The organism is Duganella sp. SG902, assembly GCF_013376005.1.
In the GTDB taxonomy this organism is placed as follows: Bacteria; Pseudomonadota; Gammaproteobacteria; order Burkholderiales; family Burkholderiaceae_D; genus Rugamonas.
This window is the reverse complement of record NZ_JABMJK010000003.1, coordinates 280954-305858: the sequence shown is the minus strand read 5'-3', so window position 1 is coordinate 305858 and position 24905 is coordinate 280954. Positions and strand designations below refer to the sequence as shown.

The 24905-nt window shown below is 63.7% G+C and carries 23 protein-coding genes; 15 read left to right on the top strand and 8 right to left on the bottom strand.

All coding sequences use genetic code 11. From position 1 onward, the window contains the following. Nucleotides 1-33: 33 nt before the first annotated feature. From FHW83_RS08015 to ilvA, 3 genes are all read right to left on the bottom strand, one after another. Nucleotides 34-516, bottom strand: a complete 483-nt coding sequence (locus FHW83_RS08015; protein ID WP_176645840.1) for a PTS sugar transporter subunit IIA — start codon at nucleotides 514-516, stop codon at nucleotides 34-36. A 317-nt stretch (nucleotides 517-833) separates the two neighbouring features. Further along, a complete protein-coding gene (queF, locus tag FHW83_RS08010; RefSeq protein ID WP_176645839.1) occupies nucleotides 834-1667 on the bottom strand; it encodes an NADPH-dependent 7-cyano-7-deazaguanine reductase QueF in 834 nt (277 codons plus the stop codon). A gap of 62 nt (nucleotides 1668-1729) precedes the next feature. Further along, nucleotides 1730-3265, bottom strand: coding sequence for a threonine ammonia-lyase, biosynthetic (ilvA, locus tag FHW83_RS08005; protein ID WP_176645838.1), 1536 nt, complete (start codon nucleotides 3263-3265; stop codon nucleotides 1730-1732). 256 nt (nucleotides 3266-3521) lie between these two features. Between ilvA and FHW83_RS08000 the strand changes: the two genes are divergently transcribed. The 4 genes from FHW83_RS08000 (at nucleotide 3522) to FHW83_RS07985 (ending at nucleotide 9118) form a co-directional block, all read left to right on the top strand. Beyond that, nucleotides 3522-4013 carry a YqaA family protein gene (locus FHW83_RS08000; protein ID WP_176645837.1) on the top strand — a complete coding sequence of 164 codons (492 nt, stop codon included), beginning with the start codon at nucleotides 3522-3524 and terminating at the stop codon, nucleotides 4011-4013. Nucleotides 4014-4236: 223 nt separating this feature from the next. After that, the gene (locus tag FHW83_RS07995; protein ID WP_176645836.1) at nucleotides 4237-8247 is read left to right on the top strand and encodes an FAD/FMN-binding oxidoreductase; all 4011 of its coding nucleotides are present in this window, start codon (nucleotides 4237-4239) and stop codon (nucleotides 8245-8247) included. A gap of 2 nt (nucleotides 8248-8249) precedes the next feature. Continuing rightward, nucleotides 8250-8681: an HIT family protein gene (locus FHW83_RS07990; RefSeq protein ID WP_176645835.1), complete on the top strand. Its 432-nt coding sequence runs from the start codon at nucleotides 8250-8252 to the stop codon at nucleotides 8679-8681. Continuing rightward, nucleotides 8678-9118 carry a gamma-butyrobetaine hydroxylase-like domain-containing protein gene (locus FHW83_RS07985; RefSeq protein ID WP_176645834.1) on the top strand — a complete coding sequence of 147 codons (441 nt, stop codon included), beginning with the start codon at nucleotides 8678-8680 and terminating at the stop codon, nucleotides 9116-9118. The genes FHW83_RS07990 and FHW83_RS07985 overlap by 4 nt, the downstream gene beginning before the upstream one ends. On the opposite strand, the gene FHW83_RS07980 is transcribed toward FHW83_RS07985, so the two are convergent. From FHW83_RS07980 to FHW83_RS07970, 3 genes are all read right to left on the bottom strand, one after another. Further along, nucleotides 9115-9711 carry a hypothetical protein gene (locus FHW83_RS07980; protein ID WP_176645833.1) on the bottom strand — a complete coding sequence of 199 codons (597 nt, stop codon included), beginning with the start codon at nucleotides 9709-9711 and terminating at the stop codon, nucleotides 9115-9117. The two genes, FHW83_RS07985 and FHW83_RS07980, sit on opposite strands and share 4 nt — an antisense overlap. 72 nt (nucleotides 9712-9783) lie before the next feature. After that, entirely contained in the window at nucleotides 9784-10689 is a 906-nt protein-coding gene (locus FHW83_RS07975; RefSeq protein WP_373997186.1) for a sulfonate ABC transporter substrate-binding protein, read from the bottom strand. 8 nt (nucleotides 10690-10697) lie between these two features. Next, complete coding sequence (locus FHW83_RS07970; RefSeq protein ID WP_176645831.1) at nucleotides 10698-11750, bottom strand: LacI family DNA-binding transcriptional regulator; 1053 nt, start codon at nucleotides 11748-11750, stop codon at nucleotides 10698-10700. A gap of 200 nt (nucleotides 11751-11950) precedes the next feature. Here FHW83_RS07970 and FHW83_RS07965 point away from each other — a divergent pair, with 200 nt between their 5' ends. The 8 genes from FHW83_RS07965 (at nucleotide 11951) to FHW83_RS07930 (ending at nucleotide 21276) form a co-directional block, all read left to right on the top strand. Beyond that, nucleotides 11951-14176 (top strand): TonB-dependent receptor, encoded by a 2226-nt coding sequence (locus FHW83_RS07965; RefSeq protein WP_176645830.1) that lies wholly within the window; start codon nucleotides 11951-11953, stop codon nucleotides 14174-14176. After that, complete coding sequence (locus FHW83_RS07960; RefSeq protein WP_176645829.1) at nucleotides 14176-15441, top strand: LLM class flavin-dependent oxidoreductase; 1266 nt, start codon at nucleotides 14176-14178, stop codon at nucleotides 15439-15441. Before FHW83_RS07965 ends, FHW83_RS07960 begins: the two co-directional genes overlap by 1 nt. 8 nt (nucleotides 15442-15449) lie before the next feature. Next, nucleotides 15450-16709, top strand: a complete 1260-nt coding sequence (locus tag FHW83_RS07955; protein WP_176645828.1) for an alpha/beta fold hydrolase — start codon at nucleotides 15450-15452, stop codon at nucleotides 16707-16709. A 46-nt stretch (nucleotides 16710-16755) separates the two neighbouring features. Beyond that, a complete protein-coding gene (ubiE, locus tag FHW83_RS07950; RefSeq protein WP_176645827.1) occupies nucleotides 16756-17490 on the top strand; it encodes a bifunctional demethylmenaquinone methyltransferase/2-methoxy-6-polyprenyl-1,4-benzoquinol methylase UbiE in 735 nt (244 codons plus the stop codon). Between the two features lie 14 nt (nucleotides 17491-17504). After that, a complete protein-coding gene (locus tag FHW83_RS07945; RefSeq protein ID WP_176645826.1) occupies nucleotides 17505-18416 on the top strand; it encodes a Tim44 domain-containing protein in 912 nt (303 codons plus the stop codon). A 78-nt stretch (nucleotides 18417-18494) separates the two neighbouring features. Then, the gene (locus FHW83_RS07940; RefSeq protein ID WP_176645825.1) at nucleotides 18495-19121 is read left to right on the top strand and encodes an SCP2 domain-containing protein; all 627 of its coding nucleotides are present in this window, start codon (nucleotides 18495-18497) and stop codon (nucleotides 19119-19121) included. Further along, nucleotides 19118-20677, top strand: a complete 1560-nt coding sequence (gene ubiB, locus FHW83_RS07935; protein ID WP_176646076.1) for a ubiquinone biosynthesis regulatory protein kinase UbiB — start codon at nucleotides 19118-19120, stop codon at nucleotides 20675-20677. The genes FHW83_RS07940 and ubiB overlap by 4 nt, the downstream gene beginning before the upstream one ends. A 5-nt stretch (nucleotides 20678-20682) precedes the next feature. Beyond that, nucleotides 20683-21276 carry a methyltransferase domain-containing protein gene (locus FHW83_RS07930; RefSeq protein ID WP_176645824.1) on the top strand — a complete coding sequence of 198 codons (594 nt, stop codon included), beginning with the start codon at nucleotides 20683-20685 and terminating at the stop codon, nucleotides 21274-21276. On the opposite strand, the gene FHW83_RS07925 is transcribed toward FHW83_RS07930, so the two are convergent. Beyond that, on the bottom strand, nucleotides 21271-21648 hold the full coding sequence (locus FHW83_RS07925; protein ID WP_176645823.1) for a hypothetical protein: 378 nt from the start codon (nucleotides 21646-21648) through the stop codon (nucleotides 21271-21273). The genes FHW83_RS07930 and FHW83_RS07925 overlap by 6 nt on opposite strands. Nucleotides 21649-21664: 16 nt before the next feature. Continuing rightward, nucleotides 21665-21874, bottom strand: coding sequence for a hypothetical protein (locus FHW83_RS07920; RefSeq protein ID WP_176645822.1), 210 nt, complete (start codon nucleotides 21872-21874; stop codon nucleotides 21665-21667). Between the two features lie 241 nt (nucleotides 21875-22115). On the opposite strand from FHW83_RS07920, the gene FHW83_RS07915 reads away from it, so the two are divergent. Genes FHW83_RS07915 through aspS form a run of 3 tightly spaced genes read left to right on the top strand, consistent with a single transcriptional unit; the run spans nucleotide 22116 to nucleotide 24889 of the window. Beyond that, nucleotides 22116-22400, top strand: coding sequence for an FmdB family zinc ribbon protein (locus FHW83_RS07915; protein WP_176645821.1), 285 nt, complete (start codon nucleotides 22116-22118; stop codon nucleotides 22398-22400). A 28-nt stretch (nucleotides 22401-22428) separates the two neighbouring features. Beyond that, a complete protein-coding gene (locus FHW83_RS07910; protein ID WP_176645820.1) occupies nucleotides 22429-23052 on the top strand; it encodes a DUF502 domain-containing protein in 624 nt (207 codons plus the stop codon). Nucleotides 23053-23089: 37 nt separating this feature from the next. After that, entirely contained in the window at nucleotides 23090-24889 is a 1800-nt protein-coding gene (aspS, locus tag FHW83_RS07905) for an aspartate--tRNA ligase (RefSeq protein WP_176646075.1), read from the top strand. The last annotated feature ends 16 nt before the right edge of the window (nucleotides 24890-24905 follow it).

The following is a 24905-nucleotide window of genomic DNA, read 5'->3' as shown; positions in this document are numbered from 1 at the left end:
GAACTAACCCTAGTTTAACCCCATCGTTGCCGCTCAGCCAGCGGCTTGCAGGCTGGGTTGCCAGTTGATGATGCGCGAGTGCACCGCTTGCGGATCGGTTTCCGTGCTCAGCGCGGTGCGGAAGGCGTCGTCGGAGAACATCTCGGCGATCTCGGACAGGATCTCCAGGTGCTGCTGGGTCACGTGGTCCGGGATCAGCAGGAAGAACAGCAGGTTGACCGGCTTGCCGTCCGGCGACTCGAACGGGATCGGCTCGGCCAGGCGCACGAACGCCGCCAGCGGCGACTTCAGGCTCTTCATGCCCTTGATGCGGCCGTGCGGCACGGCGACGCCATGGCCCAGGCCGGTCGAACCGAGGCGCTCGCGCGCGAACAGATTGTCCGAGACGGTGGAGCGGGCGATGCCGCAATTGTTTTCGAAGATCAGGCCGGCTTGCTCGAAAGCGCGCTTCTTGCTGGAGACTTCCAGGTCCAGTTGCACGTTTTCCAGAGAGAGTATTTTGCTAAGGTTGTTCATAGTACGACGTCAAATGTTGCAACGCACAAGGGTGGCATGCGAGCAGAATTATAGGCTTGTTTCTCTGCCGTGTAACATGAAATCGCGATGCCACCGTTGTATTGGCGTTGGGCGGTGCGCCGCTAAAAATGCACTCCGGAAAGGAATCGCTATTTCCGCACCGTATTCGTCGAAAACACCGGTATTTGCTTGGGGACCGGGCCGTTTTTCCGTTTTTTTACGCGTTTTTCGGCCGCGATGGCCGCAGGGCGTGAACCGCACGCCGATCACCCATCATACGCCGGTTTTTTGATGTTTGATTGAAAAAATAAACACGTTTATTGACGTGCGCCACGCAGGTTGGGCGGTTTCTGTGCCGTGCTGAAATTGCTGCGCCAGGGATTGATGTCCAGCCCGCCCCGGCGGGTGTAGCGCGCGTACACGGCCAGCTGCTGCGGCTGGCACTGGCGCAGGATGTCGACGAAGATGCGCTCCACGCACTGCTCGTGGAATTCGTTGTGCTCGCGGAAACCGATCAGGTATTTGAGCAGGCTTTCCTGGTCGATCTGCGGTCCGCTGTAATGGATTTGCACGCTGGCCCAGTCCGGCTGACCGGTGACCAGGCAGTTCGACTTCAGCAGGTGCGAGACCAGTTTCTCCTCCACCGGCTCCTCGTCGTGGGTGGCCTTCAGGATCCCGGGCGCCGGGCTGTAGTTGTCGACCTCGATGTCGAGGCGGTCCAGCAGCAGGCCGTCCAGCTCGCCCATCTCCACCATGCCGAATTCCTCCGGCTGGGTCAGGGTGACGTGGACGTTGCCGCCGGCGGCCGCCGACAGGTCCTGCTGCAGCAGCAGCTTGAGCGCGGCCACGCTGTCCAGCCTGGTCTGGTTGAAGGAATTCAGATACAGCTTGAAGGACTTCGATTCAATGATGTTGGGCGTGTCGGCCGGGAAGGTGACGCGCGCGATGGCCACCTGCGGCTTGCCGCGCTGGTTGAGCCAGGAGATTTCGTAGGCGTTCCAGATGTCGACGCCGAAGAACGGCAGCGTGCCCGACAAGCCCAGCTCGTCGCGCTTGCCCTGGCGCGGGATCGGGAACAGCAGTTCCGGCGCGTAATCGGTGCGGTAGGCGGAGGTTTTCCCGAGTGGGGACTGGTCGGCGGTGTTGGTCATGGCGGTATCGGCGTTTCAATCGAGGACGGCATGGTAACGCAAACCATGCCGTCCCGCCTGGATCAGCCCAGGAACAGTTGGTAGACGGGATTGAGGCTCTCATCCCAGTAGCGGTAGCCCAGCGTGGCGAGGAATTGCGCGAAGTCGCTCATCTCCTCCGGCGGCACCTGCAGGCCGATCACGATGCGGCCGACGTCGCCGCCCTGGCTGCGGTAGTGGCACAGCGAGATATTCCAGTTCGGCGCCATCGAATCGAGGAAGCGCATCAGCGCGCCCGGACGCTCGGGGAACTCGAAGCGGTACAGCAGCTCGTTGCTGGCCAGCGGGCTCTTGCCGCCGACCAGGTGGCGCAAGTGCGTCTTGGCCAGCTCGTCGTGGGTCAGGTCCAGCGTCTTGAAGCCATGCTCCTCGAAGCGGCGCGCCAGCGCGCCCGACTCGCCGCGGTCGGCGATCTGCACGCCGCAGAACACGTGGGCGTCGTCCTTGTCCGAGATGCGGTAGGTGAACTCGGTGACGTTGCGCGCGCCGACCAGCTGGCAGAAGCGCTTGAAGCTGCCGCGCTGCTCGGGCATGGTGACGGCGAACAGCGCCTCGCGCGCCTCGCCCAGCTCGGCGCGCTCGGCCACGAAGCGCAGGCGGTCGAAGTTCATATTGGCGCCGCTGGCGATGGTGATCAGCGTTTCGTTGCGGATCGGGTCCTTGGTCAGCGCGGCGCGCTCGACGTAGGCCTTGGCGCCGGCGATCGACAGCGCGCCGGACGGTTCCAGGATCGAGCGGGTATCGGAGAACACATCCTTGATGGCGGCGCTGACGGCGTCGGTGTCGACCAGGATCACATCGTCGACGTACAGTTGGGCCAGGCGGAAGGTTTCCTCGCCGGCCAGGCGCACGGCGGTGCCATCGGCGAACAGGCCGACGTCGGACAGCGTGACGCGCTCGCCGGCCTTCAGGCTGCGCGCCATGGCGTCGGAATCGAGCGACTGCACGCCGATGATCTTGATGTCGGGGCGGATCTGCTTGACGTAGGCGGCGATGCCGGCGATCAGGCCGCCGCCGCCGATCGGCACGAAGATGGCGTGGATCGGGCCGGAATGCTGGCGCAGGATCTCCATGCCGATGGTGCCCTGGCCGGCGATCACGTCCGGGTCGTCGAACGGGTGGACGAAGGTCAGCTTCTGTTCTTTTTCCAGCGTCAGCGCGTGGTTGTAGGCGTCGGTGTAGGACTCGCCGTGCAGCACCACCTCGACATCGGCGCCGCCGCGCGCCTTGACCGCATCGACCTTCACCTGCGGGGTGGTGGTGGGCATGACGATGACCGCGCGGCAGCCCATGCGGGCGGCGGACAGGGCCACGCCCTGGGCGTGGTTGCCGGCCGAGGCGCAAATCACGCCGCGCTTGCGTTGCGCGTCGCTCAAGTGGGCCATCTTGTTATAGGCGCCGCGAATCTTGAAGCTGAACACGCTCTGCATGTCCTCGCGCTTGAAATAAATTCGGTTCTCATAGCGCTGCGACAGGGTCGGCGCCAGTTCCAGCGGGGTTTCATCAGCCACGTCGTAGACGCGGGCGGTCAGTACTTTCTTCAGATAGTCGGTAGTCATGATGTGCAAGCAAAGTGATTCGTTAACTCCGGGGTCAGGTCCGCCATTTCTACACGGCCTCTGCTGTAGCGTCCCGCTACAGCAGAGGCCGTGTAGAAATGGCGGACCTGACCCCGGATCTGCGATGCTAACTATCCGGCGGGTGACCGGGTGGAGCAGGGGCGCTGATTCTGGCGGGTGGGCTGGAATCGGACTGTTCAATCGTGCGGTGTGCGACTCATTATAATGGCACCTTTCCTCCGCGCCCAATAAACCCATGATCGAATCCGCAATTACCTGGCTGCTGCACGTGATCGCCGCGCCCAAGGTAGGCCTGACTTCGGTCTTCATTATCGCCCTGGTGTCGGCCACGCTGGTGCCGCTCGGCTCGGAACCGGCCGTGTTCGCCGTCATCAAGGCCAATCCGGCCCTGTTCTGGAGCGCCATCTTCGTCGCCACCCTCGGCAACACCATCGGCGGCGCCATCGATTACTACATCGGCTGGCAGGCCAAGCAAAGTTTTGCCAAGGAACGTCAAAGCCGCTGGTTCCATTGGCTGGAGCGCTATGGCGCCAAGACCATGCTGCTGGCCTGGCTGCCCGGCATCGGCGATCCGCTGTGCACCCTGGGCGGCTGGCTCAGGCTGCCTTTCTGGCCCAGCATCGCCTATATGGCGGTCGGCAAGTTCCTGCGCTACCTGACCATGACCGCGCTGCTGTTGTACGTGCCGGACGGAGTGTGGCATCGGATCGGGCAAATGATGGGCTAATTTGGTGCAAGTTATCATATTGCCGCATAAGCGTATGCGTAAATTTAATTCAGTTTTACAGATATGATTGGCATATTCTTGCGGTTCTGCCACTATATTTCGAATTTTCGCCGGTTTCCGGCACGGGGAAGAATCCCTCGGCGGTCTAAGGCTGTTCCCGCGTGGTGCGCCGCAATAGGCTAGAATGACCCTCCCGGGTTCTGTCACCAGTCCAAATCGCATAATGAACGCCCCAGCACAAATCCAAGCTCTACTGGCGGAAACGCCCCACGGTCCGGAGGCCACGCGCCTGCGGGAAATTCCTTACAACTACACGTCGTTTTCCGATCGCGAGATCGTGATTCGTCTGCTGGGTGAGGAGTCGTGGTCATTGCTGGATGCCCTGCGCGGCGCGCGCCAGACCGGCCGCTCGGCGCGTATGCTGTACGAGGTGCTGGGCGATATCTGGGCGGTGCGCCGCAATCCGTACCTGCAGGACGACCTGCTGGATAACCCCAAGCGCCGCCAGGAGCTGATCAACGCGTTGCATCACCGTCTGGCCGAGGTGGACAAGCGCCGCCTCAACGTTGACGAGGCCGAGAAGGATGAGGCGGCCCGCCAGCGCAGCGCCAACGTGGCGAAGCTGCTGCAGGCGGCCGGCAAGGCGGTGGCCGACTTCGGCGAGGAGTTCAAGCAAGTCTACGACCTGCGCAAGCGCACCTACAAGGTGCTGGGCCGCTACACCGACAAGCACAACATCTGCTTCGACGGCATGAAACGCATCACCCACGTGACCGACGCCACCGACTGGCGCGTCGAGTATCCGTTCGTGGTGCTGACGCCGGACAGCGAAGAGGAAATGGCCGGCCTGGTCAAGGGCTGCATCGAACTCGGTCTGACCATCATCCCGCGCGGCGGCGGCACCGGCTACACCGGCGGCGCGATTCCGCTGACGCCGATGTCGGCCGTGATCAACACCGAGAAGCTGCTCAACATGGGCGCGGTGGAGATGAAGGTGCTGCCGGGTCTGGACAAGGAATACGCCACCATCTACACCGGCGCCGGCGTCATCACCAACAAGGTTTCGGAGGCCGCCGAGAAGGCCGGCTTCGTGTTCGCGGTCGACCCGACCTCGGCCCACGCGTCCTGCATCGGCGGCAACATCGCCATGAACGCGGGTGGCAAGAAGGCCGTGCTGTGGGGCACGGCGCTGGACAACCTGGCCTCGTGGCGCATGGTCGACCCGAACGGCGACTGGCTGGAGGTCACCCGCCTCGACCACAACCTGTCGAAGATTCACGACACCCCGCTGGCCCGCTTCAAGCTGGAGTGGACCCATCCGACCGCGAAGGGCGAGGCCAAGGGCGCGCCGTTCAAGACCGAGATCCTGGAAATCGCCGGCCGCGTGTTCCGCAAGGAAGGCCTGGGCAAGGACGTGACCGACAAATTCCTGGCCGGCCTGCCGGGCATCCAGAAGGAGGGTACCGACGGCCTGATCACCTCGGCGCGCTGGATTCTGCACAAGATGCCGAAGTTCACCCGCACCGTCTGCCTGGAGTTCTTCGGCCAGGCGCGCGATGCGATTCCTTCGATCGTGGAAATCAAGGATTACCTGGACGGCCTGCCGGCCAAGGGCGCCGAGTTCGCGACCCTGCGGCTGGCCGGCCTGGAGCACCTGGACGAGCGCTACCTGCGCGCGGTCGGCTACGCCACCAAGTCGAAACGCGGCGTGCTGCCTAAGATGGCGCTGTTCGGCGACATCGTCGGCGACGATGAAAACGCCGTGGCGCTGGCCGCCTCGGAAGTGGTGCGCCTGGCCAACACCCGCGTGGGCGAGGGCTTCGTCGCCGTCACCCCGGAAACGCGCAAGAAGTTCTGGCTGGACCGCGCCCGCACCGCCGCCATCGCCAAGCACACCAACGCCTTCAAGATCAACGAGGACGTGGTGATCCCGCTCAACCGCATGGGCGAGTACACCGATGGCATCGAGCGCATCAACATCGAGCTGTCGATCAAGAACAAGCTGCAGCTGGTGGACGAGCTGCAGGACTTCTTCGCCGCCGGCAATCTGCCGATCGGCAAGAGCGACGACGCCGACGACAGCGTGGGCGACGCCGAAATGCTGGGCGACCGCGCCCAGCAGGCGCAAGCGCTGCTGTCGCAGGTGCACGCGCGCTGGAGCTATCTGCTGGCCGAGCTGGACAAGCCGCTGGCCGCCATCACCGGCGAGCTGGCCGCGCACGGCCTGGAGCGCCTGCTGCCGGTGTTCGAGGAGCGCCTGAAGACCCAGCCGGACTCCACCCTGTTCGACGTGGTCCAGGACCGCACCATCCGCGTGACGTGGAAGCAGGAAATCCGCGCCCAGCTGCGCCAGATCTTCAACGGCGCCGCCTACAAGCTGATCCTGGACGAATGCACCGCGATCCACAAGCGCGTGCTGCGCGGCCGCGTGTTCGTGGCGCTGCACATGCACGCCGGCGACGGCAACGTCCACACCAACCTGCCGGTCAACTCGGATCACTACGAGATGCTGCAACTGGCGCACCAGGCCGTGGCGCGCATCATGACCCTGGCCCGTTCGCTGAACGGCGTGATCTCGGGCGAGCATGGCATCGGCATCACCAAGCTGGAATTCCTGCAGGAAGACGAGATCGGTCCGTTCCGCGACTACAAGATGCGGGTCGACCCGGAAGGCCGCTTCAACAAGGGCAAGCTGCTGAATCTGGACGGCATGGAAGCCGACCTGCGCAACGCCTACACGCCGTCGTTCGGCCTGATGGGCCACGAATCGCTGATAATGCAGCAGAGCGATATCGGCGCCATCGCCAACAGCGTCAAGGACTGCCTGCGCTGCGGCAAGTGCAAACCGGTGTGCTCGACGCACGTTCCGCGCGCCAACCTGCTGTACTCGCCGCGCGACAAGATCCTGGCGACCTCGTCGCTGATCGAAGCCTTCCTGTACGAAGAGCAAACCCGCCGCGGCATCTCGATCAAGCACTGGGAAGAATTCGAGGACGTGGCCGATCACTGCACGGTCTGCCACAAGTGCGTCACGCCCTGTCCGGTCAACATCGACTTCGGTGACGTGTCGATGAACATGCGCAACCTGCTGCGCAAGATGGACAAGAAGACCTTCAATCCGGGCAAGGCGGCGGCCATGTTCTATCTGAACGCCACCGACCCGGCCACCATCAACGCCACCCGCGCGGCGATGGTCGGTCTCGGCTACAAGGCGCAGCGCCTGGGCAACGACATCCTGAAGAAATTCGCCAAGAAGCAGACCAAGGCGCCGCCGCCAACCGTGGGCAAGCCGCCGGTACGTGAGCAGGTGATTCACTTCATCAACAAGAAGATGCCGGGCAACCTGCCGAAGAAGACGGCGCGCGCGCTGCTGGATATCGAGGACGACAAGGTCATCCCAATCATCCGCAATCCTAAGACCACCAATGCCGACACGGAAGCGGTGTTCTACTTCCCGGGCTGCGGTTCGGAGCGTCTGTTCTCGCAGGTCGGTCTGGCGACCCAGGCGATGTTGTGGGAAGTGGGCGTGCAGACCGTGCTGCCGCCGGGCTATCTGTGCTGCGGTTATCCGCAACGCGGCTCGGGCCAGTACGACAAGGCCGACAAGATGATGACCGATAACCGCGTGCTGTTCCACCGCATGGCCAACACGCTCAACTATCTGGACATCAAGACCGTGCTGGTCTCGTGCGGCACCTGCTATGACCAGCTGGCGACCTATGAGTTCGAGAAGATCTTCCCGGGCTGCCGCATCATGGACATCCACGAGTACCTGCTGGAGAAGGGCGTCAAGCTGGAAGGCGTGACCGGCACCCGCTATATGTACCACGAGCCATGCCACACACCGATGAAGTTGCAGGAAGCGACCAAGACCGTCAACGGCCTGATCGCGACCCACGACAACGTCAAGATCGAGAAGAACGACCGCTGCTGCGGCGATTCGGGCACCCTGATGGTGGCGCGTCCGGACATCTCGACGCAGGTGCGCTTCCGCAAGGAAGAGGAAGTCATCAAGGGCGCCGACAAGCTGCGCGCCGATGGCTTCGACGGCGAGGTGAAGATCCTGACCAGCTGCCCGGCCTGTCTGGGCGGCGTGTCGCGCTACAGCGAAGATGCCGGCACCACCGCCGACTACATCGTGGTGGAGATCGCCAAGCACCTGCTGGGCGAGAACTGGATGCCGGAGTATGTGAAGCGCGCCAACGACGGCGGCATTGAACGGGTGCTGGTGTAAGCATGGCCTGCGATCTGTGCAATTTGCTGGCTGCCCCGGGGGCAGCCTTGATCTGGGGCGACGATCGCCTGTCGGTGGTCGCCGTGGACGAGGCCGAGTATCCGGGCTTCACGCGCGTGGTGTGGAACGCCCACGTCAAGGAAATGACCGATCTGCCGGCCGAGGACCGCGTGCGCATCATGGACGTGGTGTGGGCGGTGGAGTCCGCGCAGCGCGAGGTGATGGCGCCGGAGAAAGTGAACCTGGCCAGTTTTGGTAATATGACGCCGCACGTGCACTGGCACGTTATCCCGCGTTACCGCGACGATGCGCATTTCCCCAACCCGACCTGGGCTGTGGCGCAGCGAGCCTCGTCGGCGGAAGTGCTGGCGGCGCGCCGCGCGCTGCTGCCGGCGCTGCACGCAGCCATCGTCGAGAAAGTGAAAGCATTATGAGTAAGCCTGTCCCTACCGGCCTGACGGTCCACAACAAATCCCGCGTGCTGGATATTGAGTTCAACGACGGTGCGTCGTTCTCGATTCCGTTTGAACTGCTGCGCGTGTATTCGCCGTCGGCGGAGGTGATGGGGCATGGTCCGGGGCAGGAAGTGCTGCAGGTGGGCAAGCGCGAAGTGGGCATCGCCGGCATCGAGCCGGTGGGTAATTATGCGGTGCAGCCGACCTTCAGCGATGGCCACAACACCGGCATCTTCACGTGGGAGTACCTGTACAAGCTAGGCAGCCAGAAAGATGCGCTGTGGGCGACCTACATGGGCCGCCTGCACGCCTCCGGCTTTGAAGGCGACAGCGGCCGCGAACCAGGCGTTTCGCTGACCGGTCCGTCCACGCATCAGCACGGCGGCGGAGGCTGCGGCAGCGGCTGCAAGCACTAATCCGTCACCTGATCCCGCATCACATACAAAATGCGGGCCCGTACCGACGGCGATAAAAGACGCAGCTTTTCGACGTTGAATTTCAGTGGCTCGTCGGCATCAGGTGGAAGCGGAATCCGTTTCACGTTTGCATAAAACCAGGCAAAGCGCGGATCCTTCTCGTTTTTTTCCATCTCTTCGTATTTGTGGATGTTTGATACGCGCAACTCGTCCGACTCCGCCTTGCTCTCGGGGTCAATTTCAGGTATTTCGATGTCAGAGGGGATCTCTACTCCACAGAGCTTCATAGCTGTTCTCCATTCCTTTGCACTTAGACCTCCGCCGCCGATCAGGAGTTCCTCGATACTTTTAATTTTTTTGTGCTTCTGGAGTGAAACAAAATGTCGAACGGATGCCATTCGCGACATTGCGCGTAATGGATCGCCAGCTTCAATTTCTTCTTGTACGAAGTCCGAGATGAACGTGTGTGCTGGATCGCAGCGTGTGTGCCACCACAACTGCGTTAGTTGCTGGCAGGCGCGGGTGATGGGGTTGGGACTGGGCGGGTCTGTCAGGTGACAGATGATGGAGGTTTCGAGGTAGATGGTCGACATGATGGCCTCGCTGGTTGAGCTGCCAGCGTAGGTGGCTCAACCAGCGAGGGCTTACGATGCGTCAAACGTGCTTCACTTCGGCTGCCAGGCCCACACGCGGCTGGCGATGCTGACGGCTTTGGGAATCAGCTTCTGCTGGTAGAACAGATCGGCCACGCGCTGCTGGTTGGCGACGATGTCGGGTGTCACCGGCGTGGCGCCGAAGCGCGAGCGCTGCATCCATGTCGCCACGATGTCGGCCGGGACGCCGGTTTGCTGCGCCAACAAGGTGCTGACTTCCTTCTGATGCTCGCCAGCCCACTTGCCGGTCGCGCGCACTTGTTCCAGCAAGGCCGACACCAGCTGCGGCGATTGCTCAGCGAACTTGCGCGAGGTGAGATAGAACCCGTTCGCCAGCGGCAGCCCAGTGTAGTCGCTCAACACGCGCACCTGATAGGCTTTCTGCGCCGACGCGAAGTAGGGGTCCCACACCACCCAAGCATCAATCCCCTTGCTGACAAACGCCGCCCGCGCGTCCGATGGCGACAGATAAATCGGCGTGATGTCACTGAACTTCAGCCCCGCTTTCTGCAAGGCGGAAGCCAGCAGAAAGTGCGAGCCTGAGCCTTTTTGAAAAGCCACCCGCTTGCCCTTCAAATCCGCCACCGTGTGGATCGGAGAGTCCTTGGGCACGAACAGCGCCTCGCTGTTGACCGGCGCCGGCTCCGCGCCCACGTACAACAAATCCACGCCGCCCGCCTGCGCGAAGATCGGCGGTGGGGCACCCGTGCTGCCGAAATCGATGCTGCCCGCGTTGAGCGCTTCCAGCATCTGCGGCCCAGCAGGGAATTCAATCCACTTGAGTTGATGGCCGGGTAATGTCACGCCTTGCGTCTTCATCATGCTGAGCAAGCCCGAACCCTTTTGAAAACCGATGCGTATCTCGGCTGCCGACGACAGCAGCGGCACAGCCAGCAACAAGCAAATCCATTTCTTCATCATTTTCCTCATGCGCTCTCGCGCTCTATCAATTCACAGGCCAGCAGGTTCAATCGCGAATCTTGCGCAGATGCGGGCAGCACGCCCAGTTGTTCAAGTATGCGCAGCGCGGCGATCTCGCCGATCTCGCGTCCCGGCGGGCGGATCGTGGTCAGGCTGGGCAGCAGCAGCGGCGAAAAGGCGTAGTCGCCGAAGCCGACGATGGCGCATTGCCGCGGTATCCTCAATCCCGCGCGCTGCCCCGCCAGCAACGCGCCCGCCGCCAGATTGTCATTGGCGAAGATGATCGCCTCGACCGGACGCGCGCGGCGCGCGGGCGACAAGGCCAGCGCTTCAATCGCCTGTTTGCCGGCGTCGAACGGCGCCTCCGCCGTTGGCGCGTAGATGATCGGCTCCAGGCCGTGCTCGCGCATCACCGCCGCGTAGCCATCGCTGCGATCGACCGCGCTCAAGTCCCCCGCAAGGCTGTTCTGCACGAAGGCGATGCGGCGATAGCCCTTGCCGTACAAGTAGCGCGCCGCCTGCTCGCCCACCGCGTTGTTGGAATAGCCCACCTGTATCGGCTTGCGCCTGGGCTGGTAGTCCCAGGTCTCCACCACCGGTATGCCGGCGCTGGACAGCAGCTTCTCGGTGGCGCGGTTGTGAAAGCGGCCCACCACCGCCAGCGCCGCCGGCTTCCAGCCGAGGAAGGCGCGTACCGCGTTCTCTTCCTTGGCCGCCGAGAAGTAGCTGGACGCCAGCAGCAGCTGGTAGCCATGGCGGTTCAGCGTGTCGCTGAAGGTCTGGATGGTGTTGGCGAAGATAGGGCCGGAGATGTTCGGTATCACCATGCCGACCACGCGCCCATGCGCCGAGGCCAGGCCGCTGGCCGCCAGGTTGGGCACGTAGCCCAACTCCTTCACCGCCGCCGCGATGCGCGCGCTGCGCTCGGCCGCGACCCTGCCCGGCTCGGTGAAATAGCGCGAAACGGTAATCGAGCCGACGCCGGCCAGCCGCGCCACGTCGTGGACAGTGGCACGGCCAGATCCCCGGCGCTTGCGTGGTGCTGTTGGTTCGCTCATGGCTGCATATTCCGAAAAAACATATCGATGATTTTTTTAATTCTTTGACTTCAATCCGGCCCGCCGCGACACTAAAAAAAGGGTACCGGTACCACTTTATTTTAGCGAACGACCTGCCGAGCACTAAGCTGGTTCTTCGATGAAGAAAGCAGGTTTTCCGCATATGGCGCAAGGAGCGCTTTCAAATCAAGGGATCAGGAATGAAGAGCAAAACGAATTTTTTGGGCGCGCTGACCATCGGCGCACTGCTGGTGAATACCGCCTACGCGGAAGGCGAGGCGACGCCCATCAAGGACCGTGATGACAGCGCCTCCGTGCCCAGCGTGACGGTCAGCGCCACGCGCCGCAGCGCGTCGCTGCAATCGGTGCCGGTGGCGGTATCGGTGCTCGATGGGGAAGCGCTGACCAACGCCAACCGCACCAGCATCGACACCATCGTGCAGGAGGTGCCGAGCGTGACGTTCCGCCAGCAGGGCGGCAACAAGGATTCGACCATCTTCGTTCGTGGTATCGGTACCATCTCCACCTCACCCGGCGTGGAGCCGACTGTGTCGACCGTGATCGATGGCGTGGTGTACGCGCGTCCGGGCCAGGCCACGCTGGACCTGCTGGATATCGAGCACATTGAAATCCTGCGCGGCCCGCAAGGCACGCTGTTCGGCAAGAACGCTTCCTCGGGCGTGCTAAATGTGATTGGCCGCAAATCGTCGCAAGAGACCACCGGCTTTGTCGATGCCGCCTACTACGAAGGCAATGAGAAACGAGTGCGCGCCGGCGTGTCTGGCGCCATCCAGCCGGGCGTGGTGGCGGCGTCGGTCACCGGGCTGTACGCGGACTTCAACGGCAATGTCGATAACGTGCACGCCGGCGGCGGCAAGCTGAATGGCTATGACCGCAAAGGCGTGCGCGCCCGTGTCGACATCACGCCGACCAAGGATCTGGACATCGCGCTGATCGCGGACTACCTGCGCTCGAATTCCTCGCCTACCTTCACCGCCTACAAGTCGACGTCAGCCCCGTTCAACGCCGGCATCGCTCCGGTGGTGGCGGGCCCGGAAAACCGCCAGGTGAATGCCGATATTCCTGCCGATATCCGCGACAAGAACAAGGGCCTGTCGGCGCAAGTCGATTACCGCTTCAATGGCTACACGCTGACCTCCATCACGGCGGTGCGCGATTGGGACAACACCCAGTACACCAGCACCTCGGCCATCGGCAATGCGGCGGAAGTGGCACGCATCACCGCGGCGTTTCCGGCCACGCGCGATATCGGCACGGTGGACTTCAGCCAGGCGTCGCAAGAGCTGCGTCTGGCGTCGCCCAAGGGCGACTTTGCGGAATACGTGGTCGGCGCCTACTACCTGCACGGCAAGGACCGCGAGACCTATCAGCGCATCGTCAACAACGGCACAGCCATCAACTCCGGCCGCGCGGATTATGGTGTCAAGAGCGACAGCTACTCGCTGTTTGGCGAGAGCACGCTGAACTTCTCGCCAGTGTGGCGCGCCATCGCGGGCGCGCGCTGGACCAAGGATGAACTGTCCTATGACCACAAGCGCGTTTCGACCCAGACCGTGGCCTTCCCTGGCGTGCAGCCGGCCGTACAGAATGCCGGTTCCATCAATGAGGATGGTTACTCGGGCCGCGTCGGCCTGCAGTACGATATCTCGCGTGACGTGAACACCTATGCCACCTATTCGCGCGGCTACAAGGGGCCGGCTTACAATGTGTTCTTCAACATGCTGAATCGCGACACGCTGGCGCTGAAGCCGGAAACGTCGGATTCGTTTGAACTGGGCCTGAAAGCCAGTGCCTTCGACCGCAAGCTGACCGCCAACATGGCCGTGTTCAACACCAAGTATGCGAACTACCAGGCCAACTTCTACGACACCGTGGCCGGCGCCGTGGTGACGCGACTGATCAACGCCGGCGATGTTTCGACCAAGGGCGTGGAACTGGACATCAACGCGCGTCCAACCCGCGCGCTGACCCTGAGCGCCTCGCTGGCCTACACCGACGCCACCATCGACAACTTCAATTGCCCGCCGGCCGCCGCCGCGTCGTGCAACCTGAATGGCAAGCCGCTGCCGTTCTCGCCAAAGTGGAAATCCTTTACCCGCGCCAACTACGCGCTGCCGCTGGAGAATGGCCTGGTCGTCGATCTGTCGGCCGACTACAGCTGGCAGGCAAAGACGCAGTACGATCTGTTCCAGTCGGCCGACGCGATCCAGGGCGCGTATGGCGTCGTGAACGCCGGCATTGCGCTGTCCTCGCCCGTCGGCGGCTGGCGCGTGGCGCTGGTAGGCAAGAACCTGGCGAACAAATCGTATGCCACCAACCTGGTCACCTCGACCGGCTATGTCACCCGCGCCGTACCGCGTGATGATGAGCGCTACTTCGGTATCACCGCGCGCAAGGAGTTCTGATGTCCAGGAAGTTGAGTATCGCCGCGTTCATGATGCGCTATGGCCACCACGTCGCGGCGTGGCGGCATCCGGAGACGGACCTGTTATCGAATCCTTTCAAGGTGTTTCGCGATCAGGTACGTAGCGCGGAGAAGGCCTGTCTGGATGCGGTGTTCTTTGCCGATAGCGTGGCGCTGACTGGTGCGCCGTCGCTGGAGCCCCTGACCCTGCTGTCGGCGCTGGCCGCATCGACCGAGCATATCGGCTTGATCGGCACCGCCACCACCACCTACAACGAGCCGTACACGGTGGCGCGCCAGTTTGCCTCGCTGGATTTGCTGTCGGATGGACGGGCAGGGTGGAATCTGGTCACCTCCGATAACGCGGCGGAAGCGGCCAACTTCGGCCGCGAGCAGCATGTGGCGCACGCGGACCGCTATGCGCGGGCGCGTGAATTTCATCAGGTTGTCACAGGATTGTGGGATAGTTGGGACGCCGACGCGCTGAATGGCGACAAGACCGGCGCGCTGCCATACGACCCGGCCAAGCTGCGCAAGCTGAATCATCGCGGCGAGCATTTCGCTGTCGCCGGGCCGCTGAACGTGGCGCCCAGCCCGCAGGGGCGACCGGTGGTGGTGCAGGCCGGCGGTTCTGAGACGGGGCGCGATCTGGCGGCGGGAACGGCGGAGGTGGTGTTCACCGCGCAGCCCACGCTGGCCAAGGCGCAGGCCTTCTACAGCGACATCAAGCGGCGCGTGGTGGAGAAGGGCCGCAAGCCGGATTCGGTGAAGGTGATGCCTGGCTTGTTCGCGGTGGTAGGCCGCACGAAGGCGGAGGCGGACGAGAAGTTCGCGCAGTTGCAGGCGCTGATCGAGCCGAAGGCTGGTCTGGCTTTGTTGGGCCGCATGATCGGCAACTTCGATTTGTCGGCCTATCCGCTGGACGGCCCGCTGCCGGAGCTGCCGCCCACGCAGGACGGCCAGCGCAGCCGCCAGCAGTTGCTGACCGATCTGGCGCAGGGCGAGAATTTGACGATACGCCAGCTATACGAGCGCATCGCCGGCGGCCGTGGGCACTTCACGGTGGTAGGCACGGCGGAGCAGGTGGCGGATCAGATGCAGGAGTGGTTTGAGCAGGGCGCGGCGGATGGCTTCAATTTCATGGCCCCGGCGCTGCCGGGCGGTTTGGATGATTTTCTGGCGCTGGTGATTCCGGAGTTGCAGCGTCGCGGCTTGTTCCGCACGTCGTATGAAGGGAGCACGCTGCGCGGGCACTTGGGCTTATAGGAGAAGGCATGCACGGAGCAGGATGGAAGTGGCCGCGCGCGGCGGTGGCGGTGCTGGTATTGGCCGCTGGCGTCGGGGCGGGGCGGGCGGGGGCGCAAGAGTATTTTGGCGATGCGCGGCCGGATGCGCCGGAGCTGGCCGCGCGGGGCGCGTTGCCGGTCGGCGTGCGCACGCTGGTGGCGGAGAACAAGGACCAGCTGGATATCCTGCATGCCAGCGCCGGGCAGCCGGACCCGCGCTACACGCGCAAGCTGGTGCTGGAGGTATGGTATCCGGCGCGCCTGGCCGCCGGGAAAAAGGAACATACGGTTTATACCGATGTTCTGGGCTCCGGCCCGAATGATCCCAAGCGGCCCAACACGCCATTCCAGTTCAACGGCCGCGCCGCGCGCGATGCGGCCCCGCTGGGAGAGCGCTATCCGCTGGTGATCGTCTCGCACGGCTATCCCGGCTCGCGGCTGCAGATGTCCTACCTGACCGAGAATCTGGCGTCGAAAGGCTATGTGGTAGTCGCCATCGACCATCCCGAATCCACGCGCGCCGACAAGGCCGGCTTCCCCAGCACGTTGCTGAACCGCCGTCTTGACGATCTGTTCGTGCTGAATACCGTGGCCGCCTGGGCCAGGCCGGGCAGCGGCAATTTCCTGTCCGGCGTGGTGGACGCCGACAACGTGGCGCTGATCGGCTACTCGATGGGCGGCTACGGCGCGCTGAACACCGTTGGCGCCGGCATCAGCGCGGCGGCCGTGGCCTACGTCCCCGGCGGCAAACTGGCCGTCAACCAGCAAGGGAACCCGGAATACGAGGCCGCGCGCGACCGCCGCATCAAGGCCGTGGTGGCCTTCGCCCCTTGGGGCGGCGAGCAAAATGTCTGGGACGCCGCCGGCCTGGCCGGTGTGCGCACGCCGACGCTGTTCATCGCTGGCGACCAGGACGACGTCGCCGGCTACAAGGACGGCGTGCTCAAACTGTTCAAAGGCGCCGTCAACGCCGACCGCTACCTGCTGACCTACGTCGGCGCCCGCCACAACCCGGCGCCCAATCCGCCATCGCCGGCCCACTGGAGCAATCCGGACGATTTCCAGTCCTATTCCGAGCCGGTGTGGGACAGCCGGCGCATCAACAACATCAACCAGCACTACGTCACGGCCTTCTTGGGTATCCATCTGAAAGCCGCGCCGCTGCAGGCTTATCTGGACGACAACTGGAAGGGCTTCCCCAAGCGCGCCATGCTGGGGCTGGAATGGCAGCACCTTAAGCCGCAATAAAAAGTGGGTCTTGTATAATGCTGGCAAATTAACAGGCCCGCATACCATGACCAACACCACTCACTTCGGTTACAAGACCGTCGCGGAAGAAGACAAAGTCCGCGAAGTCGCCAAGGTTTTCCACTCCGTCGCCGCCAAGTACGACATCATGAACGACGTCATGTCGGCCGGCCTGCACCGTCTGTGGAAGACCTTCACCATCGCCAACGCGGCCGTGCGTCCGGGCTTCAAGTGCCTGGACATCGCCGGCGGCACCGGCGACCTGGCCAAGGTGTTCGCCAAGCAGGCCGGCCCCACCGGCGAGGTGTGGCTGACCGACATCAACGAATCCATGCTGCGCGTGGGGCGCGACCGCCTCTTGAATCGCGGCCTGCTGACCCCCACCTTGCTGTGTGATGCGGAAAAGCTGCCGTTCCCGGATAACTACTTCGACCGTGTGAGCGTGGCCTTTGGCCTGCGCAACATGACGCACAAGGACCAGGCGCTGAAGGAAATGCGCCGCGTGCTGAAGCCGGGCGGCAAGCTGCTGGTGCTGGAATTCTCGAAAGTGGCGGCGCCGTTGCAAAAGCCATATGACCTGTACTCGTTCAAGATCCTGCCATGGATGGGCGAGAAGATCGCCAACGACGCCGACAGCTACCGCTATCTGGCCGAATCGATCCGCATGCACCCGGACCAGGAAACCCTGAAGGGCATGATGGAAGAGGCGGGTCTGGAACGTGTCACGTATTACAACCTGACGGCAGGTGTGGCCGCTTTACACACTGGTATCAAAATGTGATGACTGGAATGACCATGAACCTGAAGAAAATCCTGATCGGCGCCGTAATTGCCGTCTCCGCCATGTCGATGCTGGCCGAAGCGACCGCGCGTCCGGCGGGCGGCGGCCGTTCGATTGGCCGTCAGTCGCAAAACGTCAGCCGCATGCCGGCCCAGCCGGCGCCGCAACCGGCGCCACGCCAGGCACAGCCTGCGCCAGCCCCAACCACGCCGCCGGCCGCCGCTCCACAAAAGCCGAGCATGTGGAAGGGCATCCTGGGCGGCGCGCTGCTGGGCCTGGGCCTGGGCGCGTTGTTCTCGCACCTGGGCATTGGCGGCGCGCTGGCCAGCGCGCTCGGCTCGATCCTGATGATCGCGCTGCTGGCAGGCGTGGCGTTCTTCATCTTCCGCCTGATCCGCGGCAAGTCGCAGCCCAAGGTGCAGCCGGCCGGCTTTGGTGGCAACCAGAACGTGTACGCGATGCCGCAGCAAACTGGCTCGGCCACGCCGGAAATCGGTTCGCACCTGCAGCCAGCGGCAGCGCCGGTGCAGCAGCCTGCGCACACGCAGTGGGGCGTGCCGGGTGACTTCGACCAAGCCAGTTTCCTGCGTGTCGCCAAGAGCAACTTCATCCGCCTGCAGGCGGCATGGGATAAAGGCGATGTGGCCGATATCCGCGAGTTCACCACGCCGGAGGTGTTCGCCGAGATGAAGATGCAGATCAGCGAGCGCACCGTGGCCGACTACACCGACGTGGTCAACATCGACGCCGAGCTGCTGGGCATCGAGACCACCGACACCGAGTACCTGGCCAGCGTCAAGTTCACCGGCATGATCAAGCCGGCGCCGGACGCGCTGGCCGAGCCGTTCCACGAGGTGTGGAACCTGGTCAAGCCGGTCAATGGCTCGAGCGGCTGGCTGCTGGGCGGTATTCAGCAACTGGCGTAAGCAAACCGGGTTCACCGGTAAAACTGGTAAGATCAAGGCCGCCCGTCATCGGGCGGTTTTGTTTTCAACGTCTACAACATGATCTCATTGAATCCAGGCAGTTTCTCCGCGGCGCCGGCCAGTGCCGCCATCAATCATTTGCTGGCGCAGGAGCCATGGGCGCGGCAGGAGCTGCGGCGCCACGCCGGCAAGATCGCCTGCATCGACGCCGGCACCGTCGCGCTGCGCCTGCGCCTGCGCGTGACGGCCGACGGCTATCTGGAAGCGGCGCCGGCCGGGGAGGCCGCGCAGGTGACCATCCGCGTCAAACTGTCGGACCTGCCGCTGATCGCGCAAAACCGCGAGCGCGCGTTCTCCTATGTGCGGATCGAGGGCGACGCGGAGTTCGCCAACGCCATCTCCAACCTCAGCAAGAGCCTGCGCTGGGAAGCCGAGCACGACCTGGAAAAAGTGATCGGCCCGATCGCCGCCGTGCGCGCCGTGTCCGGCGCCAAGGCCGCCTTCGAGGCCATCAAGACCGGCCATCAGAAACTGGCCGAGAACGTGGCCGAGTTCCTGCTCGATGAAAAACAGGTGCTGGTGCGTCCGCGCACGGTGGACGGTTACTCGGCCGACGTCACGCGCCTGCGCGACGACGTTGAGCGCTTCGCCAAGCGCCTGGCGAAGCTGGAACAAAAGCTGGAACAGAAACTGGGATCCCAATAATGCTGAAATTCTTGCGCCTGCTGAAAATCCTGCGGGTATCGGTGCGTTACGGCCTCGACGAAATCGCCATCTCCGGCTTGCGCAAGCCGCGCATCGCCAAGCTGATCGACACCGTGTTTTTCTGGCGCGACCTGTCGGCCCCGCGCGGCGTGCGCCTGCGCATGGCGCTGGAGGAGCTGGGCCCGATTTTCGTCAAGTTCGGCCAGGTGCTGTCCACCCGCAGCGACCTGATCCCGGCCGACCTGGTGATCGAGCTGGCGCGCCTGCAGGACCGCGTGCCGCCGTTCGATTCCGATCTGGCCATCGCGCAGATCCGCAAGTCGCTGGGCGCCCATCCGGACGAGCTGTTCGCGACCTTCGAGCGCACGCCGGTGGCCTCGGCCTCGATCGCCCAGGTGCACTTCGCCACCCTGAAGGATGGCCGCCAGGTGGCGGTCAAGGTGCTGCGTCCCGGCATGAAGAAGTCCATCGACGACGACGTCGCGCTGATGCACGTGGCCGCCGAATGGATCGGCAATTTGTGGGCCGACAGCAAGCGCCTGAAGCCCAAGGAGGTGGTGGCCGAGTTCGACAAGTACCTGCACGACGAACTGGACCTGATGCGCGAGGCCGCCAACGCCAGCCAGCTGCGCCGCAACTTCGCCGACTCGCACCTGCTGCTGGTGCCGGAGATGTTCTGGGATTACTGCTCGTCCAGCGTGATCGTGATGGAGCGCATGCACGGCATCCCGGTGTCGCGGATCGACCGCCTGGAGGCGGCCGGCGTGGACCTGAAGAAGCTGTCCAGCGACGGCGTGGAAATCTTCTTCACCCAGGTGTTCCGCGACGGCTTCTTCCACGCGGACATGCACCCGGGGAATATCCTGGTGTCGGTGGAGCCGGAAACCTTCGGCCGCTACATCGCGCTGGACTTCGGCATCGTCGGCACGCTCAACGACTTCGACAAGGATTACCTGTCGCAGAACTTCCTGGCCTTCTTCCGCCGCGACTACAAGCGCGTGGCCGAGGCCCACATCGAGTCCGGCTGGGCGCCCAAGGAAACCCGGGTGGACGAGCTGGAGTCGGCGGTGCGCGCCTGCTGCGAGCCGATCTTCGACCGCCCGCTGAAGGACATCTCGTTCGGCCAGATCCTGCTGCGCCTGTTTCAGACCTCGCGCCGCTTCAACGTGGAGGTGCAGCCGCAACTGGTGCTGCTGCAAAAGACGTTGCTCAACATCGAAGGCCTGGGGCGCCAGCTCGACCCCGACCTCGACCTGTGGAAGACCGCCAAGCCCTACCTGGAAAACTGGATGGCCGAGCAGGTCGGCGTCAAAGGCTTCATGCAGCGCCTGAAAGCCGAGGCGCCGCGCTACGCCCACATCTTCCCGCAACTGCCGCGCCTGGTGCACCAGGCGCTCGAGCGGCAGGCCGACCGGCCGGCCGATAACAGCGAGCTCATCAAACTGCTGATCAGCGAACAGCAGCGCACCAACCGTCTGTTGAGTTTGGTGATTTACGCCGCCGGCGCGCTTGCCCTGGGCGTGGCCGGCTGCCAGTTGTACCTGCGCTGGCACTGAGCGCCATGGCGGACTTCCAGCAGCGCGACCCAGGTTCGCCGGCGTTCTGGGACGAACGTTTCGAACGCAGCTTTACGCCGTGGGACGCGGGCGGCGTGCCGCAAGCCTTGCGCGACTTCGCCGCCGCCAGCGCGCCGCTGGTGACGCTGATACCGGGCTGCGGCTCGGCCTACGAGCTGGCCTTCCTGGCCGGGCGGGGCTGGGACGCCACCGCCATCGATTTTTCCCCGGCCGCCGTGGCGCGGGGCAAGCGGTGCGCCGGCGCGCACGCGGCGCGCGTGGTGGAGGCGGATTTCTTCCAGTGGCGGCCGGACGCGCCGCTGCAACTGATCTACGAGCGCGCCTTCCTGTGCGCCATGCCGCGCGCCATGTGGCCGCAAGTGGCGGCGCGCTGGGCGCAACTGCTGGCGCCGGGCGCTTTGCTGGCTGGGTATTTCTTCTTTGACGATGCGCCCAAGGGGCCGCCGTTCGGCATCGACCGGGCGCGGCTGGAGGGCTTGTTGCAAGCCGATTTCGTGTGCATTGCCGATGAGGCGGTGAGCGACTCCATCCCGGTGTTCGCCGGCAAGGAGCGCTGGATGGTGTGGCGCCGCCTATAGCGTGGAGTCGGGCTTGACGTAGTCGGGCTCGATGGAGCCGTCGTTGCGGCCGTACGGCGCCAGCAACAGCAGCAACAGCCCGCAAGCCAGCATGGCCAGTCCCGAGGGTTCCGGCACTTGGCTCACCACCGGCGGCGCGGCGTGGGCCTGCGCCTGGTTGTGCGGCGCCGGTTCCGGCGCGGGCGCCTGCGTGTCCCCCGGCGCGAACGGATCCAGCGCCTGGTCCACGCTGAGCACGGCCGGCGGCTGTTCCGCCGGCAAGGTCACCTTGCCGCGCTGATCGGCGTCGAGGTGGCTGATGGCGCGCATGGCCGAGGCCGGACCGGCGAACAGCAGCACGCAGAGCAGCAGGAAAGAGGTGAGCGCTTTCATGGCATCCCCGATGTTGTTATTCGGTTAATTGGGATGGGGTACGGCGGCGTTGCCCGCCCGGTCGGTACTTGAAGGCCTGAACCACCAGCACCACGGCCATGCACAGCAACACGCTGCGGCGGCGCAACGGTTCGTCTGGCGATTCGGGCACGAATTTGCCGGTGGCCGCCAGGGCGGGGCCCGCGAGGCAAACCGACAGGAGGCCGGCATACAGATATTTTTTCATGAAATTCCCCTAAGAATCAAAGAGTTGGTGCGTCGTCGGTCGAGGACAGCTAACGAGGCGGCGATTCAGGGATTGGGAAATCTACGCTGGTTGAAAGCTATTTAATCATGCTCACCGCCAAGAGGCGAATAGATTTTCCCAATGAAATCGATCGGGGCCATGGCTTGGCCACAGGAAACAGTCTGGTGCGCCACAAAAAGCTTTATAATTCAGGGTTTTGATGATTTTTGCGGAGTAATTGATGCCGATCTACGCGTACCGCTGCGAGGCATGTGGTTTTGCCAAGGACGTTTTGCAAAAGGTTTCCGACCCACAGCTGACTGTCTGCCCGGAGTGCGGCAAGGAGTCGTTTAAGAAGCAAGTGACCGCCGCCGGCTTCCAGCTGAAGGGCTCGGGCTGGTATGTGACCGATTTCCGCGGCGGCACGCCGCCGGCCACCGGCACCGCCAGCGGCCCGGCCAAGACCGAGGCGGCCCCGGCCGCCGCGCCGGCGCCCACCCCGGCGGGCGGCTCCGGCGACAACTGACGCGCCCCATCCACCACCAAGGAATTCGATGCGTAAATACTTCATCACCGGCCTGCTGATCCTGGTGCCCCTGGCGATCACCGCCTGGGTGCTGAACCTGGTGATCAGCACCATGGACCAGTCCCTGCTGTTCGTGCCGGAACGCTGGCAGCCGCGCACCTTCATCGGCTTCGACATTCCCGGCCTGGGCACCTTGCTGACCATCGTCATCGTGTTCCTGACCGGCCTGCTGACCAACAACCTGGTCGGCAACTACGTGGTGCGCCTGTGGGAAAAGCTGCTGACCCGCATCCCGGTGGTGAGCTCGCTGTATTCGAGCGTCAAGCAAGTGTCGGACACGCTGTTCTCGTCGTCCGGCAACGCTTTCCGCAAGGCGGTGCTGATCCCGTATCCGCACCAGAATTCGTGGACCATCGCCTTCCTGACCGGCGCGCCGGGCGGGGATGTGAAGAACCACCTGGTCGGCGACTACGTCAGCGTGTACGTGCCGACCACGCCGAATCCGACCTCGGGCTTTTTCCTGATGATGGCGAAGCAGGATGTGGTCGAGCTCGACATGTCGGTCGATGCGGCCCTGAAGTACATCGTTTCGATGGGTGTGGTGGCGCCGGAAGATGCGCCCAAAGCCGTTGAAACCACCAAGATTAACTGAGTAACTTAACCTGAACCGAGAAATAAACATGTCCTCAATGCGTACTCACTACTGCGGCCTCACCACTGAAGCGCTGCTTGGCCAAACCGTCAGCCTGTGCGGCTGGGTACACCGTCGCCGCGACCACGGCGGCGTGATCTTCATCGACCTGCGCGACCGCGAGGGCCTGGTGCAGATCGTATGCAATCCGGAACAGGCTGAAGTCTTCAAGGCCGCCGAAGCCGTGCGCAACGAGTACTGCCTGCGCGTGACCGGCGTGGTCAAGGATCGCCTGGCCGGCACCATCAACACCAACCTGAAGTCGGGCAAGATCGAAGTGATCTGCTCGGAACTGGAAGTGCTGAACGCCTCGGTGGCCGTGCCGTTCCAGCTGGACGACGACAACCTGTCGGAAACCACCCGCCTGACCCACCGCGTGCTGGACCTGCGCCGTCCGCAGATGCAGAACAACCTGCGCCTGCGCTACAAGGTCACCATGGAGGTGCGCAAGTACCTGGACGAGCTGGGCTTCATCGACGTCGAGACCCCGATGCTGACCAAGTCCACCCCGGAAGGCGCGCGCGACTACCTGGTGCCGTCGCGTGTGAACGCCGGCAACTTCTTCGCGCTGCCGCAATCGCCGCAGCTGTTCAAGCAGCTGCTGATGGTGGCCAACTTCGACCGCTACTACCAGATCACCAAGTGCTTCCGCGACGAAGACCTGCGCGCCGACCGCCAGCCGGAATTCACCCAGATCGACTGCGAAACCTCGTTCCTGACCGAACAGGAAATCCGCGATCTGTTCGAAGACATGATCCGCAAGGTGTTCAAGAACACCATGGACGTCGATCTGCCCAACCCGTTCCCGGTGATGGACTTCGCCGAAGCCATGGGCAGCTACGGTTCGGACAAGCCGGACATGCGCGTCAAGCTGAAGTTCACCGAGCTGACCGAGGTGATGAAGGACGTCGACTTCAAGGTGTTCTCGGGCGCCGCCAACATGCCTAACGGCCGCGTGGTGGGCCTGCGCGTGCCGAAGGGCGCCGACATGCCGCGTTCGGAAATCGACGCCTACACCCAGTTCGTCGCCATCTACGGCGCCAAGGGCCTGGCTTACATCAAGGTCAACGAGAAGGCCAAGGGCCGCGACGGTCTGCAATCGCCGATCGTCAAGAACCTGCACGACGCCGCGCTGGCCAAGGTGCTGGAACTGACCGGCGCCGAAGACGGCGACCTGATCTTCTTCGGCGCCGACAAGGCCAAGATCGTCAACGACGCCATCGGCGCGCTGCGCGTGAAGATCGGCCACTCGGAATTCGGCAAGAACGCCGGCCTGTTCGACGACGTCTGGTCGCCGCTGTGGGTGGTGGACTTCCCGATGTTCGAATACGACGAGGAAGCCGACCGCTGGACCGCGACCCACCACCCGTTCACCGCGCCGAAGGACGGCCACGAGGACATGCTGGAAACCAATCCGGGCGCCTGCATCGCCAAGGCCTATGACATGGTGCTGAACGGCTGGGAACTGGGCGGCGGCTCGATCCGTATCCACCGCGAGGAAGTGCAGTCGAAAGTGTTCCGCGCGCTGAAGATCGACGCCGACGAGGCGCGCCTGAAGTTCGGCTTCCTGCTGGACGCGCTGCAGTACGGCGCGCCGCCGCACGGCGGCCTGGCGTTCGGCCTGGACCGCATCGTGACGCTGATGACCAAGTCCGACTCGATCCGCGACGTGATCGCCTTCCCGAAAACCCAGCGCGCGCAGGATCTGCTGACCCACGCGCCGTCGGAAGTCGACGAGAAGCAACTGCGCGAACTGCACATCCGCCTGCGCGCGGCCGAGCCGAAAGTGGCTGGTTAATTTGTGTTGCTAAGAA